Raw genomic sequence first — 13,430 nt, 5'->3', positions numbered from 1 at the left:
TCCGAATGAATGACAAAAAAAGATGGAGGGTATGATATGACTGGAACCTATCCGAAACCGAATGATCCTGCAGACAATAAGAAACGGCTCAACAAAACAATTGGCAATATGGAAGCTGCCGTGGAAGCGATGAAGTTTGCAGAAGGTAAGGAATTTGAAAAAATCAAAGAGAAAAATGAACGCAGAAAAGAAAGCATGGAAGAGTTGAAAAATGAAATCCATGAAGAAGATCAGTCACGTATTAATGGATATTCGTGAAAGTCAGGAAATGTGCGCGTTTCTTATTAAGAAATGCGCACATTTTTAATAGCATCGAATGAATCCTACATAGGTAAAATGCAAGAAAGCTGTCGAAGAGCATCTTCATGCAAGTTTAGGTGTTTTGAGTGACAATCCTTGATCAATAGTGCAAACTTACCCATAGATAAGTCGGCTATCTTATAAAAATGAATGAGGTCATTTAAATGAACAAACCAATTATTATAATAGGTGCAGGAGTAAGCGGTTTGCGGGCAGCGTCTCTCTTGCAAACACAGGGAGTTGAATATATCGTATTCGAAGCCAGAGATCGTATTGGGGGAAGGATACTTAGTAAAGAAATTGAACAAAGACCTGACCTGGGCCAGTTTGACCTGGGCCCGACTTGGTTTTGGCCTCAACGGGAACCTGTTATTAAAAAACTTGCAGATGAACTCAATTTGGAGACGTTTGAACAATTTACAGAAGGTGATATCCTTTTTGAACAGTCTGAAGCAGGGCTAGTTCAACGTCACCAATTACCCGATGGAGCAATTGAAGAGTCAACTAGAATTCATGGCGGCATGGGGGCTCTTGCAGAAGCACTCGCTCAAAAGATACCGGCGAATAACATTCAATTATCTGCTCAGGTGACTAAAATCTCAAAAGAAAAAAATGGAGAAATTACGGTGAAGGTAATTCGAAAAGATGGAAGTATAAATTATCTGCAAGCAGAAACTGTTATTTTTGCACTTCCTCCTAGACTTATAGTCCGTACTATAACTTTTTCACCTGCACTTTCAGACGAGCTGAGAACGAGTCTGTTGAGTGTGCCTACTTGGATGGCAGGGCAAGCTAAGGCACTTGCAATTTATGAACAGCCTTTTTGACGGAGTGATGGGTTATCGGGACAAGGGATGAGCCGGGTGGGGCCTCTGCAAGAGATACATGACGCTTCTCCTGAACTTGGAGCCGGGGCACTATTTGGCTTCTTCGGTATGACCCCAGAAAATCGTCAGAAATTAGAAGAAGAACAGATACTCGAAATGGTTGTGGAGCAGCTGACTAGAATGTACGGGTCTGCAGCAGCAAATCCGCTTGCCGTTTTTTTCAAAGATTGGTCAAACGATTCAAATACGTCTGTTGAAGAGGATTCAATCCCGTTAAATTTTTTCCCGGCTTACGGACCGCCGGGCAGCACGGGTGAATGGGGAGACTCCATTCACTTTGCAGGTACGGAAAATTGTTCGTATTCTGGCGGACATATAGAAGGAGCATTACGTTCAGCAGAAAGGGCGGTTGCTGAAGTTCTTAAAAAAAATAGGATCCGTGAAAAACTTTGAAAATTATTTTCAATACGTGAGGGGAATTAATCATGAACCGATTAAAATCTATAGAAGAGTGGAACGCGTTATTGGAGAATTCCGATGAGCAGCCGTTTCTTTTATTTAAATTGAGCGTGACGAGCTTAAGCAGTGTAACAGCTAAGAAAGAAATGGAGTCCTTAGTAACAGACCTTCCGAGATACGTAGTAATTGTACAAATGGACAAGAAAGTTTCCAATGCAGTTGAAGCGGATACAGGAGTAAAACACGAAACCCCGCAGGTATTGATCATCCAAGATAAGAAAGCGATTTGGCAAGCGACCCGCTATCAGATCAAACAATCAATTGTTCTAGATGCAATTGAGTCTTATTGTTGAGCATTCGCTAGTGCATCATGGAGGGAATGCCAGTACTGCTGCCTTTCTACTTAAAACGAAGAAACCACTTAGCTTTGAAATGCGCTAAGTGGTTTTTGATATAGTAAAGGATTTAGTTGACTTCCGTACAACAAGCAGAATCATTATTTACCGCCAAACTCGTTATAAAATCGATCATCTTTTCTTTTTTCGATAAACGTCCAAACCACATAAATGACAATTGTAAAACCGGCAATCAAGAAGAAGGAGTTAAATACGAATTCAAAGTCCATATCGTTTACGGTCCGTTTGGCAATCCCTGCTTGGTCAAGGATGGTATAACTCGATTTGTCGTAATCCATAAATAGGAATGAAAGAATGATTCCAATCATACCACCGCCTAACAGTGACAGCGAAAATTTTTTCATGACGGATACACCTCCTGTTAACAGTATATCACGTTTTTAGATTATTGCGTCAACAGGAAGTGGAGTGTATGAGTAAAAAATCGTTCATTCCGAATGCTTTCTAGCGGTTCGCGGCCAGATGAAATAACTTGCCGAAATGATGATGTCGGCGATTAAAATAAGAGTCCAGAGTTTCAAGGTGTTTTGGTACTCTGCTGTCTGTTCAGGAGTGTTGATATACCAGACAACAAATAGAATCATGAGCGCTCCAATAGCGAAAGCGAGCACATGCCGTAACGAACCTTTCATGGAATGGATCGCATGGGCATAACCTGTTCTCCGAATCGGTTTCGGCCCTTCCTTTGTTACATAGTATTGAAAGCGTTCGTCTGCCCACTGAATCATGCTTTTGCCGAATGCGAGTGAAATTCCGATGTAAAGCGGTGCAATGGAGTGTGCGACTGTCGCAGTGGCGCCGCGATATAGATCTGCTGCAGTGACGATAAAAAGCGTGAGATCAATTAGTGGGATCAGAGCCAGGATGAATAGTCCAAGTTTCTTCTTTTTAAATAGATAACGGGTAACGAGTCCTGCTAATATGACTGCCCAAAAACTAATTTCACACGCAATGATAATTGCCGCAATCCAGTTCATGCGTCACTCTCCTTTATAGCACAGTTGTATTAAAAAGAATTATACAGGCTGCTTCTTTTTAGTACAACTGTTTTTAAAAACTGATAAACTAAACATATGCCTAAAATTGTAGATCATGATGAACGGAAAAAAACAATCGCTGAAGCAATGTGGCGTGTCATTTTGGATAAAGGGATGGAAGGGGCGACAGTACGAAATATAGCGGATGAAGCAAAACTCTCACTGGGTGCGCTTCGGTATTATTTTAAAACCCAAGATGACTTGCTCGTATATGCGATGGAGTTAGTTCAAAAACGCGCATCAAAACGAATAGAAGCGGTGCTGCAGCAGTCTTTATCCCCCCGTGAATTAGTTATTGCCGTGATTTTAGAAATTGTGCCTGTCAATACAACGACAAGAATTGAGATGGAAGTGTGGTTTGCATTTATCGCATACGTGAAACATCGAAGCGATACACTTGTTGTGCCAGACGATCAGATATTGCAAATGACGGAAAAGCTGATGTACTTTTTACAAGAGAACCAGTTATTGAAGCCGAATTGTGAGTTAGAACGAGAGATAGAACGGTTATATGGCCTGATTGACGGCCTTGCGATTCATGCCATATTGGATCCAGACCGGTTAGATCCGGATCGGGTGAGGAAGACGATTGAGTATCATATTGACTCGATTTGTCGATAAGGTGTTCTGGATTACAGGTTGAAAGGAGTAATCGGATGAAGATTGGAATCATTGGAACCGGAAACATTTCTACGTTTTTACTGGATCAAGTGAAAGAGAATAACGACTTTGATGGAGAAGTTGTTGCGATCTTTGGACGGAATCAGGAAGCCGGTATGCAATTGAGTGAACGTTTCGGGGTCGAGTTTCATATGGATTTCGAAAAGTTCTTGGAAAGTCCAATGGATATTGTCGTTGAAGCAGCTACAGGAGAAGCTGTTAGATTATATGCAAAAGACATTCTGGGAAGTGACAAAGACTTAATTGTCAGCAGTGTTGGTGCTTTTAGCGAAATTCAATTTCTAGACGAAATAAGCGCACTTACAAAAAAGAATGGCAGGCATTTGTATCTTCCATCAGGGGCGATTGGCGGCTTGGATTTACTGAAATCTGCCAATGCGTTGAACGGGTTGAAGCGTGTCCAGATTACAACCCGGAAATCTCCTGCATCGCTCGGGATGGATGGGGACTGTCCGGAAGAGGTACTATTTGAAGGATCTGCTCGTGAAGCTATACAGCGATTCCCGAAAAACGTAAATGTTGCGCTCGTTTTAGCGTTAGCGAGTATCGGTGTTGAGAGGACGAGAGTGCGAGTGATTGCAGATCCTGCAATCGCGCGAAATACACATACGATCGAAGCGGAAGGAAGTTTTGGCAACATGCATCTGAAAGTCGAGAATAATCCGATGCCGACGAATCCAAAAACGAGCCTGCTAGCAGCCTTAAGTATTCTAGCAGCGCTGCAAAACAAAGAGGATTCCGTGAAAATCGGAAGCTGAACGAAAAAACCGTTCCAATTTGCAATATGCAAATGGAACGGTTTTTTTAGTGAGTTCTTTCAGAAACGTGCTGAGCAGCAGTGTTGTTCTTTTTTTTCTTGTGCACCGCCATGGATAACGAAATGGCTGCACAAACAAACGCGATAATGACGATGAACCCCCCGACTGCCGGCATGCTCGTAACACTTCCAGTGTGACTGAATGCAATCCCGCCAACTCCTGAGCCTAGCGCAATTCCGACTTGAAGTGCGGAATTGTTAAAACTCTGGTGGATATCAGAAGATACAGGATCCGTTTGAATGATGTAATCTTGCTGAGCTGGTGCAAGAGCCCAGCTGAGCGCGCCCCAAATCATCATGACGATGATGAAAACAGGCATTGAAAATGTTGAGTAAGGCAAGACGAACAGGCTGATAGAGAACGCACCTAAGATGATTAAAATACTCTTTTGAGAGCCAATTCGCGTAGCGAGTCCACCACCGAATGCTCCGCCCGCAACTGCTGCGATTCCGAATAAGAAGTAAAACACACTAATGGATGAAGAGCTAAGGTTCATCGTCGTTTCAAGAAACGGTGTGAAATAGGCGTATACTGAATAATGTCCTGCGAGCATAAACATTGTTGCTAAATGGGCAAAGACGATTTTTTTGTTCGCTAATGCTTTCAGCTGTTCACGAAGCGGCTGAACGTCACCCGTAGGGATTTTATCGAAAAACTTGCTGATCAATAAAAGGGTACCGATGGTTAAAATAGCGATACCAAGGAAAACCGTGCGCCATCCGAATGCATTCGTAATGACAATTCCAATAGGAACTCCGAGTACGAGGGATGAACTGATTCCCATATAGATATACCCTAGTGCTTTTGCCCGTACATGCGGCTTAGAAATGCGGGCAGTGATGGTTAACGACAGCACGATGACTAACGCAGCACTTGCTGCTGTCAGAATTCTTGCAGTCATCATCATTGCAAAAGTTGTGCTGAAATAGGTGAATACGTTTCCGAGGAAAAATACCGATAATGTTACTAAATATAACTTCTTCCGTTCTATTTTAGCTGTGAGTGACAGCAGCACGGGTCCTGCGATTGCATAGACCAATGCGAATATTGTAATGAGTTGACCGGCCGTTGCAATCGAGACTTGCAGGTCTTCAGCAATTACAGGCAAAATACCGCCTACAACTAACTCAACCAAGCCCACTGTGATTGCCGAAATGGCCAATAAAAATACGCGAATGTCCAACTGATCTCCTCCTGCTATTGTTCAATATCAAATTTGGTCATACAAAAAAGTCCCGACTACAAAAATTCTTTTGTAGTCAGGACTTAACGGATCCTGGTAGAGACCCTCGAACCATATTATCGAGGTTATACAGATTGATTTTAGTATGAAATTTTTCCTTCTCATTAATTTATCACGAAAAATTGTGGATGGCAAGGGTAAGACGTCTGACAACCTTAAAAAATGTTGGATTGTCACGTAAGCAAGGCCTCTTTTGTATAAGTTGCAAATACATAGGTGTAAAAATGAACTTTTTATCCGCTTGGAAACTCATATAAGGGAGAGGTGAGCGAATGAGAATTGTCAAGTTGGTCAAGAAAGCCAAAAAGGGAAGTAAAGAAGCGCTGTTGCAGCTTATTAGCGAGCAGCAAGATGCTTACTATCGACTGGCCTTATCGTATATGGGCAATTCTCATGACGCGATGGATGCCATGGAAGATATGATTGTAAGCCTGTATCATTCAATTCCCCAACTGAAAAAAGAAGAATCCTTTTATAGCTGGAGCAAAACGATTCTTGTCAATCGTTGCAAAAAACTGCTGCAACAGCAAAACAGGGTCATTCTTATGGAAACCACTGAAGAAAATTCAGAAACACCTATCAACTTTTCCGATGACACTAACTCTTTCACACAGGCTGAGCAGCGGCTGGATTTGAAAGACATGCTGAGTACACTTAACGCGAGCCAGCAAGAAGCAATCGAATTAAAATACTTGCATGATCTGGACCTTCAAACAATTGCCGACATGACAAACGTATCCATCGGAACCGTGAAATCCCGTATTTTTCAAGGGTTAAAGAAAATGCGTGACCAATTCGGAGGTGAATGGAATGGATGAAGTGGAAAAGTATTTAGCAAAAGAAAAGGAACAGTTAGAGAGTCGAAAAGCTCCTGAAGAACTAAATGAGCGTTTACGCCTGGCATTAGAACAAGTACCTCCGCGACGTAAAACCAAAGCGCCCAAATGGATAGCTCTCGCGGCAGCGATCATGATCCTTTCTTTTGTAAGCTATAACTACAATGCATTTGCTTACTATGGCAAAAAATTGCTTGGTTATGATGAATTAATGACGGAAACGCTAGCTCAATTGAATGAAAAAGGAAGTGGCCAGGCGATCGAGAAAAAGGTGATTCTCTCAGATGGGACTGAGCTGTACTTGGATGGGTTGTTGACAGATGAAAACCAATCTATTCTCTATTACACAGTGAAAAATCCAAAAGGGGTAGTGGAGGAATCTTATTTTGACTTAATTCGCGGTTCATGGACCAAGGCGTTTGCGACTTATGGTACATCTTCTGAGAATGAAGATGGAACAGAGATAAAAGGAATTCAAGCATTCGAAGCAGTGAGTCCGTTTGCTAAAAAACTAACGTTAGAGTATAGATACAACGAAGGAACTGAGCAGGAAGAAATTACTTTTCCTTATAATCCTAAGCTAGCCATGCAAACTGAACTGAAACAGTCGATACGTAAAAAAGTACACGTTGACCAGGGGACGATCCGTTTTGACTCAATCACAGCGACACCAAGCCGAACTACCATTAAAGCAAAAGTGAATGTGGATAACTTTGACCGCATTCAGTTAGGGGGAGGAGGCGTTCAATTACTCGCGAACGGAAAACCGGTTGATCTGACTGGGTCTAGCTCTAAGTCTGCAATTTTCGGGCAAGATCTTGAACTTTACTATGACCGGTTGCCGAAGGATCTAGACACATTGGAGTTAGTGGTGGACAAATTTGCAGGTTACCAATCGCTCAACGAAGCGATTGCGTTATCCGGAGGCGATGACCAATCTGAAGAAATCCATGGTAAGAAGCTGATCATTCGTAAAATCGAAAAAGGAACGGACGGTATTCATGTAACGATTGCGACGGAACAAGACATCTTATTAGAAGGTGTCTCCATCCAGTCAAAAGGGAAATCCACTCCTCTTCAGACAACACTGCGGGCGGATCTTCTTGATGTTGAAAATGGAGAAACGTACAATGAGCGAGTTTTGCTCTTTAATACCGATAAATTGCCGGATACTTTTTCGATTGAAGGCATGCACTATGCTAAGAGGTATGGAGAACGCATTCAAATTATAGGCAATAAGAAAACCGTTGAAGGAAACTAAATTCCTTCAACGGTTTTTTCTGTTGTTCGTGTTACCATAATGTATAGAATTGCGTTGCAAACATTGGAAGACATACGCCGGTGAGAAGGAGGCTCAGTCAATGGGAACTTGGTTTCCAAAAATATACGATGCAGCGATGAAACCGCTGGAAGCGTCCCAGTTTAAAAAAATTAGAAGGGACCTCGTTGAAAAGGCAGAAGGACGGGTATTAGAAATAGGATCAGGAACGGGGATTAACTTCCCCTACTACAAGAATGCGCTTCAAGTGGATGCGATTGAACCCAATCCCTCAATGAGCAAGCGGTCGGATGAACGGCTAAGATGTGCACAAGTTCCGATTCAAATCCATGAATCCGGTGCAGAATCCCTGCCGTTTGCGGACGATACATTCGATACTGTCGTTGCCACACTTGTATTCTGCACAATCCCGGAGCCGTTGAAAGCACTCGCGGAAATTCAGCGGGTGAGTAAACCGGGAGCCCGCCTGTTGTTTTTCGAACATGTCCGGATGGAACCCATCTTGCTCAGCAAGACGCAAGATTTCTTGAATCCTTTGTGGGAGAAGATTTGCGATGGATGCCAGTTAAATCGAGATACACTGGATTTGATTAAAAAATCGGGGATTGAAGTTGCGAAGATAGAATCATATTATGCAAAGTTATTTTTGTATATTGAAGGGATAAATGGAATGACGGAAAGGGAGAAGTATGATGAATAAATGGCAAGAGCGTTTTAATCAGACGGAGTATGTATTTGGCAAAGAGGCGAATGTGTTCATACAAGAAGCAGCGGAGCGATTTACAATTGGAAAGAATGTGCTTGCGGTTGCTGAAGGCGAGGGAAGGAACGCAGTCTTTTTAGCGGAACAAGGGTGTGACGTCACGATTTGGGATTTTGCCCAATCCGGATTAGACAAAGCCCAGGCCCTTGCGAAGGAAAAGGGCGTTCAGCTGAAGACGAAGGTTCAAGACTTGCAGGAAGCGGATTGGTCAACAGATGAATACGACGCAGTCATTTGTGTGTTTGGTCATTTCAATCCAGAACTGCGGATGCAGACATTGAAAGGCATTCGTCAAGCCGTGAAACCGGGCGGACTGTTTGTGACGGAAGTCTATGCAAAAGAGCAAATCGATTACGGAACAGGCGGACCGAAAGATATTGCGTATTTGTATGAACTGGCGGATTTTGATGTGTTCTCAGATTGGGAGCATTTACACTTTGAAAAGAAAGAAGTCGTGCGCGAAGAAGGTGCCGGGCATAGCGGGTTGTCTTCAGTCATTCAATTTGTTGGACGGAAAAAGTAAGGAATGCAAAAGCCGAGCACTGCGCTATACACTGCGCAGTGCTCGGCTTTTAATCATCAAATTGCTTCGCGTACTCGGTCAAACAACACATTATTTTCTAAATGGACATGCTGGAAGGTATCTTTTTCAAACTGTTCAAGGCGTGCATACACGAGTCGGTACGTGCCGCAGGCTTCCGCGGGAGGTGTGAAATTGTCAGTGATTTCCCGTAGTTCGTGAAGGAGCCGGCCAGCATTATCGTGCTCTTGTTCCAGTTCCGTAACATGAGGTTTTAGCTGCTCTCTCAGTTCGGGTGTCGGGTTTGCTAAAAATTCAAGAATGAGCGGGAAGATATTTTGGTCTTCATCGTCTGTATGATCAATCAGTTCAGTCCGCAGTATTTTAAAGATTTCTTGCACACGCAGCAAATGCGGATGGTTCTCTCCATGCACGCGTGCAACTTTTGTGACGTACGGAGCAAGCAATGGAAGTTCTTCACGCAAGCCAGTATGATATTTTTCTTGAATATGTGCAATAAGTGTTTTCTCCCCAAAGGAGGAAGGCTCCATTTGTGCACGGGTTTCTCGTTTCTCTTCGATTTCTTGAACACGTGTTAAGACGTCGGAAGGATCTAGGTTTCGCTGAGCAGCTGCCTCTTGCAATGAAATTTTACCGCCGCAGCAATAATCGATGCGTAAGCTGCGGAACAAGTCAGCACTTTGCGGGATAGCCGTGACAATATCAGAGACGTGTTGGTCGAGCGTTATTTGTGACAATGGAATTCCTCCTATTGGTTTAATTGATAATCGTTCTCACATCTAATCTTACTGATACTTGGCAGGTTTTCATATGAGGGAAATGCCTACTTTTAAAAATGAATACGAGTGACTGAGATTCACTGCGTTTTGTCGTTACTTTTCAGATCGTTTAGTTCAGTTCAGTTATTCATATTGAACAAGAATATGTGTAACGTATTCGTCGATTGAATTGATGACCATTTCATTAATCCCGACTTCATATGAATATCCGGTGAGTGTGACTCCTTGTTTTTTAGCGAATTTCAGTATATGTTCATAGGTTTCAGGAAGATGGTCCCAATTTCCTTTGCAAAAGGCTTGGATATAGCGTCCTGCAGGTTTGATGTGCACATTAAAATCTTTCGGTAACTTATCGACTTTTGTGAAGAAGCAATGATAATCATCAAAGTTGTGTGTCTTAAGTTTCTCAGAGGAAATCATCGTTCCATAGGTTTTGTTAAAGAAACGGGAATCTCGAATCTTCTTTGATTCCTTGAGTAGGATGCTCATATAGTCTTCGTCTTCAACTCCTGAAAGGGAAGGACCAAGAATTAGAAGTTCTTCTTTGCATTCAATAAGTTCAATTTGAGTCAGTTCTGAATGAGCGGCTAAGTTGAGCATTTCTTCTTTGCTTGTCAATAATCTTTTCAATTGGCGCAGACGGTCAATAGAGGTAGCTATCTCCTTTTTTTTACTTGTGATGATTTCTTGAAATGATTGAGCAGACCGGTTCTTCATAAACAACGTGACTTCCTCAATGGACATGTTGAGTTCTCTTAACGTCAGCAGCATTTCCAATGTTGGGCTTTGTGAATAACTATAATAGCGATAGCCGTTTTCTCCAACATGTATTGGAGAAAATAATCCGATGTCGTCGTAGTAATGGAGTGTTCTCTTGTTAAGATTATGCAATTTCGCAAATTGTCCAGCTGTGAACAGAAGCTGGTCTTGTTTTTTCATAAGTGGAGCCTCCTTGTTGACCTTACAGTTACTGTACAGTTTATCATGAATATCAGTAAGAGGAACAACAACTTTTTGGAGGATGTCAACATGAGACAGACAAGTATTCAATTTAGAGAAATTAAACGAGAGGATTATCCATCTCTTGAGAAGATTATTAGTGATACGTGGGAGTATGAAAGCTACTGTTCACCGCAAGTCGCCAAACAGATGGCGGCGTTCTATCTTGCGGGTTGTCTCGCAAACCAAACGTTCACGTGTGTTGCTGAAAATAATGGAGTGGCGGTTGGAGTGATCATGGCAAAAGTCGAAAAGAACTTCCAAACCCCATTGCGATATGCGACTCAAGCGATGTTTGCGACCGGAAATTTAAAACGAACAAAAGAAGGACGACATATTGCAAGTCTCTTTGAGGGTTTTGACAAGCTCAATCAGCAGCTGTTGAAACAGAGTGAATTGACATTTGACGGGGAGTTGTCCTTTTTCATTGTTGGCAGTGATCAGCGGGGGAATGGAATCGGCGGCGAACTGTACAAGAGATTTTTACAATATACACAAGCCGTCGGAATCGAAAATTATTATTTGTTTACCGACAGCGACTGCAATGTTGGATTTTATGAGCATCAGAGCCTTGTGCGTATGGGGGAAGAAATCCGCAATTTGAAACCGTATGTGGATGAGGACATGAACTTTTATTTATATGGACACCATGCGTCAGCCAAAGCTGAAAAACTGGCATAACTGCATTTTCCGGATTTCACAATGAGATCCGGATTTTCATGTTTTTACATATTGAAGACAGGTGAAGAAATTACTTTATAAACATGAAGAATGTCAAAAATGCTCAAAATTAGATAGCTATAAATCTAGTTTATTCGTATACTGAAATTAGCAGCAGATACATGACACTATTTTACAATGAGAGTCAGTGAAAACTAGTGAAGGGAGAAGAACAATATGAACAAAAAGGAGTTGTTTTTTATTCCTTTGGTCACTCTAGTGACGCTGATGTCTTTAGGTGCGTGTGCAGATGAGGCAAGTGAATTTATCATCTATGGAAACCATGAAAACATGAGTGAAACATCCAGGGATTATTTAATAAATTGTCTGGACGACAGGGGCATCGAGTTTAAACTGGATGCACAAATGAATATTCTAATTCAAGAGCGGGACCATGATATGGCAGTCGCTTCTTGTTCATAATCGTGCAGTCTGCAGTATCCTGAAGGGGATGCTGCAGGTTTTTTTGAAATAAAATGAATCGGAAATGAAGCGGCATCCGTCTATAGAAGAAAGGCAGGTGGATTCGTTCGTGAATATCGAAAAAGTGGTGGACGATTACAGCGATTATTTGCTTCGGGTCGCTTATGTCTATGTTAAGAATAAAAGTACAGCAGAAGATATCGTGCAAGACGTACTCATTCGTTACTGCCAACGGTCAGACCAGTTTAGGGAAGAAAGTTCTTTAAAAACCTATTTGGTTAAGATGACTGTGAATCGGTGCCATGATTATTTAAGAAGCTGGACACATAAACGAGTTTTATTGAAAGAAAAGATTATTGGAACGAAATCGATGAAAACGCCGGAAAGACGTTTGATTGAAGAGGAAACTACGGAATCTGTATTAACTGCTCTGCTATCTATGAAACTTATCTATCGTGAAGTGCTGGTGTTGTACTATTACGAAGAATCGTCAACGGTGGAAATTGCACAGATGTTAAATTCTCCTGAACCAACGATTCGAACGCGGCTTCAACGTGCCCGCATTCAATTGAAAGAGCGATTAGAAGAACAGGAGGGATTTTCTCATGGATTCGATTAAAGAACAGTTGAATATCGAGCTGCAAAGAATCATCTTCGACAATAAACGGAAACAAGAGCTCATTCACAACGTAAAAAACAGCCGGAAACCGAAAACACGCGGCTCTGTTTGGACATATCGAATTGTGCTTTCGTCCTTTGTATTGTTGTCTATGGCTTTTGTGTGGATCAACAGAAACGAAGAGAACCCTTCAACCGTTACACAAGCAGATGGCGGAGGGACACTGACCATTATAGATTTACTTGCATATGACTCGGTGAAGACGCTGCTGCTGGCAAGCTCGTTTCTCATCATCTACGGCTTGTGTAAACGCAGTATTCGAAAAGAAGGAAGAACGCTGCCTGTCTGTGCGAATTGCGGGGCTGGGTGGTCTCGGAAGCTGGCATTGAAAAAAGCATTCAGAAATGAAAAGACTGCGTGTCCGAATTGCAGTGAGATGAATTACCAAACGAGAAAGTCCAGGAAAAAAATGAGCTTATTCCAACTTTTCATTCCTGTGATGATCATCGCAGCAAACTTATTTGAACATGGCATATATGGAGTGTTTATCTACCTTGCATTCCTAACTCTATTAAACATCCGCTTGGTTCCGTTCTATGTGGAATTGCAGCTGGAGGATCCGATGAACGAACCATTGTGGTGAGAAGGATAAGGCCGTATCCATTCCAAACAGATGGATATGGTTTTTAT

Annotated in this window: 17 protein-coding genes, 1 pseudogene and 1 riboswitch; of the genes and pseudogenes, 13 read left to right on the top strand and 5 right to left on the bottom strand. The window is 42.1% G+C overall.

Annotated features, from left to right (window positions below):
* Positions 1 to 36 precede the first annotated feature (36 nt).
* The 3 genes and pseudogenes from PGH26_RS12185 (at position 37) to PGH26_RS12175 (ending at position 1,939) form a co-directional block, all read left to right on the top strand.
* Positions 37 to 258 (top strand): small, acid-soluble spore protein tlp, encoded by a 222-nt coding sequence (locus PGH26_RS12185; RefSeq protein WP_323691328.1) that lies wholly within the window; start codon positions 37 to 39, stop codon positions 256 to 258.
* 206 nt (positions 259 to 464) lie between these two features.
* Positions 465 to 1,580: pseudogene (locus tag PGH26_RS12180) on the top strand (flavin monoamine oxidase family protein).
* Between the two features lie 32 nt (positions 1,581 to 1,612).
* Positions 1,613 to 1,939 carry a monothiol bacilliredoxin BrxC family protein gene (locus PGH26_RS12175; RefSeq protein ID WP_323691327.1) on the top strand — a complete coding sequence of 109 codons (327 nt, stop codon included), beginning with the start codon at positions 1,613 to 1,615 and terminating at the stop codon, positions 1,937 to 1,939.
* A 143-nt stretch (positions 1,940 to 2,082) separates the two neighbouring features.
* On the opposite strand, the gene PGH26_RS12170 is transcribed toward PGH26_RS12175, so the two are convergent.
* Both PGH26_RS12170 and PGH26_RS12165 read right to left on the bottom strand, forming a co-directional pair.
* Entirely contained in the window at positions 2,083 to 2,346 is a 264-nt protein-coding gene (locus PGH26_RS12170) for a hypothetical protein (RefSeq protein WP_323691326.1), read from the bottom strand.
* Between the two features lie 84 nt (positions 2,347 to 2,430).
* The gene (locus PGH26_RS12165) at positions 2,431 to 2,979 is read right to left on the bottom strand and encodes a hypothetical protein (RefSeq protein WP_323691325.1); all 549 of its coding nucleotides are present in this window, start codon (positions 2,977 to 2,979) and stop codon (positions 2,431 to 2,433) included.
* 96 nt (positions 2,980 to 3,075) lie between these two features.
* On the opposite strand from PGH26_RS12165, the gene PGH26_RS12160 reads away from it, so the two are divergent.
* Both PGH26_RS12160 and nadX read left to right on the top strand, forming a co-directional pair.
* Complete coding sequence (locus PGH26_RS12160) at positions 3,076 to 3,660, top strand: TetR/AcrR family transcriptional regulator (protein WP_323691324.1); 585 nt, start codon at positions 3,076 to 3,078, stop codon at positions 3,658 to 3,660.
* Positions 3,661 to 3,695: 35 nt separating this feature from the next.
* Positions 3,696 to 4,478 carry an aspartate dehydrogenase gene (gene nadX / locus PGH26_RS12155; RefSeq protein ID WP_323691323.1) on the top strand — a complete coding sequence of 261 codons (783 nt, stop codon included), beginning with the start codon at positions 3,696 to 3,698 and terminating at the stop codon, positions 4,476 to 4,478.
* 46 nt (positions 4,479 to 4,524) lie between these two features.
* On the opposite strand, the gene PGH26_RS12150 is transcribed toward nadX, so the two are convergent.
* Entirely contained in the window at positions 4,525 to 5,721 is a 1,197-nt protein-coding gene (locus PGH26_RS12150; RefSeq protein ID WP_323691322.1) for an MFS transporter, read from the bottom strand.
* A 53-nt stretch (positions 5,722 to 5,774) separates the two neighbouring features.
* Positions 5,775 to 5,874: riboswitch (purine riboswitch) on the bottom strand.
* A gap of 179 nt (positions 5,875 to 6,053) precedes the next feature.
* Here PGH26_RS12150 and PGH26_RS12145 point away from each other — a divergent pair.
* The 4 genes from PGH26_RS12145 (at position 6,054) to PGH26_RS12130 (ending at position 9,182) form a co-directional block, all read left to right on the top strand.
* On the top strand, positions 6,054 to 6,599 hold the full coding sequence (locus tag PGH26_RS12145; RefSeq protein WP_323691321.1) for an RNA polymerase sigma factor: 546 nt from the start codon (positions 6,054 to 6,056) through the stop codon (positions 6,597 to 6,599).
* A complete protein-coding gene (locus PGH26_RS12140; protein WP_323691320.1) occupies positions 6,592 to 7,878 on the top strand; it encodes a DUF4179 domain-containing protein in 1,287 nt (428 codons plus the stop codon). The genes PGH26_RS12145 and PGH26_RS12140 overlap by 8 nt, the downstream gene beginning before the upstream one ends.
* Positions 7,879 to 7,978: 100 nt before the next feature.
* Positions 7,979 to 8,596 carry a class I SAM-dependent methyltransferase gene (locus PGH26_RS12135; RefSeq protein ID WP_323691319.1) on the top strand — a complete coding sequence of 206 codons (618 nt, stop codon included), beginning with the start codon at positions 7,979 to 7,981 and terminating at the stop codon, positions 8,594 to 8,596.
* Positions 8,589 to 9,182 carry a class I SAM-dependent methyltransferase gene (locus PGH26_RS12130; protein ID WP_323691318.1) on the top strand — a complete coding sequence of 198 codons (594 nt, stop codon included), beginning with the start codon at positions 8,589 to 8,591 and terminating at the stop codon, positions 9,180 to 9,182. The genes PGH26_RS12135 and PGH26_RS12130 overlap by 8 nt, the downstream gene beginning before the upstream one ends.
* Before the next feature lie 56 nt (positions 9,183 to 9,238).
* On the opposite strand, the gene ric is transcribed toward PGH26_RS12130, so the two are convergent.
* Positions 9,239 to 9,937, bottom strand: a complete 699-nt coding sequence (gene ric, locus PGH26_RS12125) for an iron-sulfur cluster repair di-iron protein (protein ID WP_323691317.1) — start codon at positions 9,935 to 9,937, stop codon at positions 9,239 to 9,241.
* A 165-nt stretch (positions 9,938 to 10,102) separates the two neighbouring features.
* On the bottom strand, positions 10,103 to 10,918 hold the full coding sequence (locus tag PGH26_RS12120; protein WP_323691316.1) for a MerR family transcriptional regulator: 816 nt from the start codon (positions 10,916 to 10,918) through the stop codon (positions 10,103 to 10,105).
* Positions 10,919 to 11,008: 90 nt separating this feature from the next.
* Here PGH26_RS12120 and PGH26_RS12115 point away from each other — a divergent pair, with 90 nt between their 5' ends.
* The 4 genes from PGH26_RS12115 to PGH26_RS12100 all read left to right on the top strand — a co-directional run bounded on the left by PGH26_RS12115 (position 11,009) and on the right by PGH26_RS12100 (position 13,383).
* Positions 11,009 to 11,659, top strand: coding sequence for a GNAT family N-acetyltransferase (locus PGH26_RS12115; protein ID WP_323691315.1), 651 nt, complete (start codon positions 11,009 to 11,011; stop codon positions 11,657 to 11,659).
* A gap of 216 nt (positions 11,660 to 11,875) precedes the next feature.
* Positions 11,876 to 12,121 (top strand): hypothetical protein, encoded by a 246-nt coding sequence (locus PGH26_RS12110; RefSeq protein ID WP_323691314.1) that lies wholly within the window; start codon positions 11,876 to 11,878, stop codon positions 12,119 to 12,121.
* Between the two features lie 109 nt (positions 12,122 to 12,230).
* Positions 12,231 to 12,740, top strand: coding sequence for a sigma-70 family RNA polymerase sigma factor (locus PGH26_RS12105; protein WP_323691313.1), 510 nt, complete (start codon positions 12,231 to 12,233; stop codon positions 12,738 to 12,740).
* The gene (locus tag PGH26_RS12100; RefSeq protein WP_323691312.1) at positions 12,727 to 13,383 is read left to right on the top strand and encodes a TIGR04104 family putative zinc finger protein; all 657 of its coding nucleotides are present in this window, start codon (positions 12,727 to 12,729) and stop codon (positions 13,381 to 13,383) included. The genes PGH26_RS12105 and PGH26_RS12100 overlap by 14 nt, the downstream gene beginning before the upstream one ends.
* Positions 13,384 to 13,430: the final 47 nt, after the last annotated feature.

The organism is Sporosarcina jeotgali, from assembly GCF_033304595.1.
In the GTDB taxonomy this organism is placed as follows: Bacteria; Bacillota; Bacilli; order Bacillales_A; family Planococcaceae; genus Sporosarcina; species Sporosarcina jeotgali.
The sequence above is the reverse complement of the archived record's forward strand: the minus strand, read 5'-3'. Positions and strand labels throughout refer to the sequence as shown.

What these genes read in the sequence shown, in the direction of transcription:
- PGH26_RS12140 (WP_323691320.1), top strand. Translation starts at nt 6,592, where the DNA reads ATGGATGAAGTGGAAAAGTATTTAGCAAAAGAAAAGGAACAGTTAGAG.
- PGH26_RS12100 (WP_323691312.1), top strand. Translation starts at nt 12,727, where the DNA reads ATGGATTCGATTAAAGAACAGTTGAATATCGAGCTGCAAAGAATCATC.
- PGH26_RS12185 (WP_323691328.1), top strand. Translation starts at nt 37, where the DNA reads ATGACTGGAACCTATCCGAAACCGAATGATCCTGCAGACAATAAGAAA.
- PGH26_RS12175 (WP_323691327.1), top strand. Translation starts at nt 1,613, where the DNA reads ATGAACCGATTAAAATCTATAGAAGAGTGGAACGCGTTATTGGAGAAT.
- PGH26_RS12120 (WP_323691316.1), bottom strand. Translation starts at nt 10,918, where the DNA reads ATGAAAAAACAAGACCAGCTTCTGTTCACAGCTGGACAATTTGCGAAA.
- PGH26_RS12115 (WP_323691315.1), top strand. Translation starts at nt 11,009, where the DNA reads ATGAGACAGACAAGTATTCAATTTAGAGAAATTAAACGAGAGGATTAT.
- PGH26_RS12135 (WP_323691319.1), top strand. Translation starts at nt 7,979, where the DNA reads ATGGGAACTTGGTTTCCAAAAATATACGATGCAGCGATGAAACCGCTG.
- PGH26_RS12165 (WP_323691325.1), bottom strand. Translation starts at nt 2,979, where the DNA reads ATGAACTGGATTGCGGCAATTATCATTGCGTGTGAAATTAGTTTTTGG.
- PGH26_RS12160 (WP_323691324.1), top strand. Translation starts at nt 3,076, where the DNA reads ATGCCTAAAATTGTAGATCATGATGAACGGAAAAAAACAATCGCTGAA.
- PGH26_RS12145 (WP_323691321.1), top strand. Translation starts at nt 6,054, where the DNA reads ATGAGAATTGTCAAGTTGGTCAAGAAAGCCAAAAAGGGAAGTAAAGAA.
- PGH26_RS12170 (WP_323691326.1), bottom strand. Translation starts at nt 2,346, where the DNA reads ATGAAAAAATTTTCGCTGTCACTGTTAGGCGGTGGTATGATTGGAATC.
- PGH26_RS12130 (WP_323691318.1), top strand. Translation starts at nt 8,589, where the DNA reads ATGAATAAATGGCAAGAGCGTTTTAATCAGACGGAGTATGTATTTGGC.
- PGH26_RS12110 (WP_323691314.1), top strand. Translation starts at nt 11,876, where the DNA reads ATGAACAAAAAGGAGTTGTTTTTTATTCCTTTGGTCACTCTAGTGACG.
- nadX (WP_323691323.1), top strand. Translation starts at nt 3,696, where the DNA reads ATGAAGATTGGAATCATTGGAACCGGAAACATTTCTACGTTTTTACTG.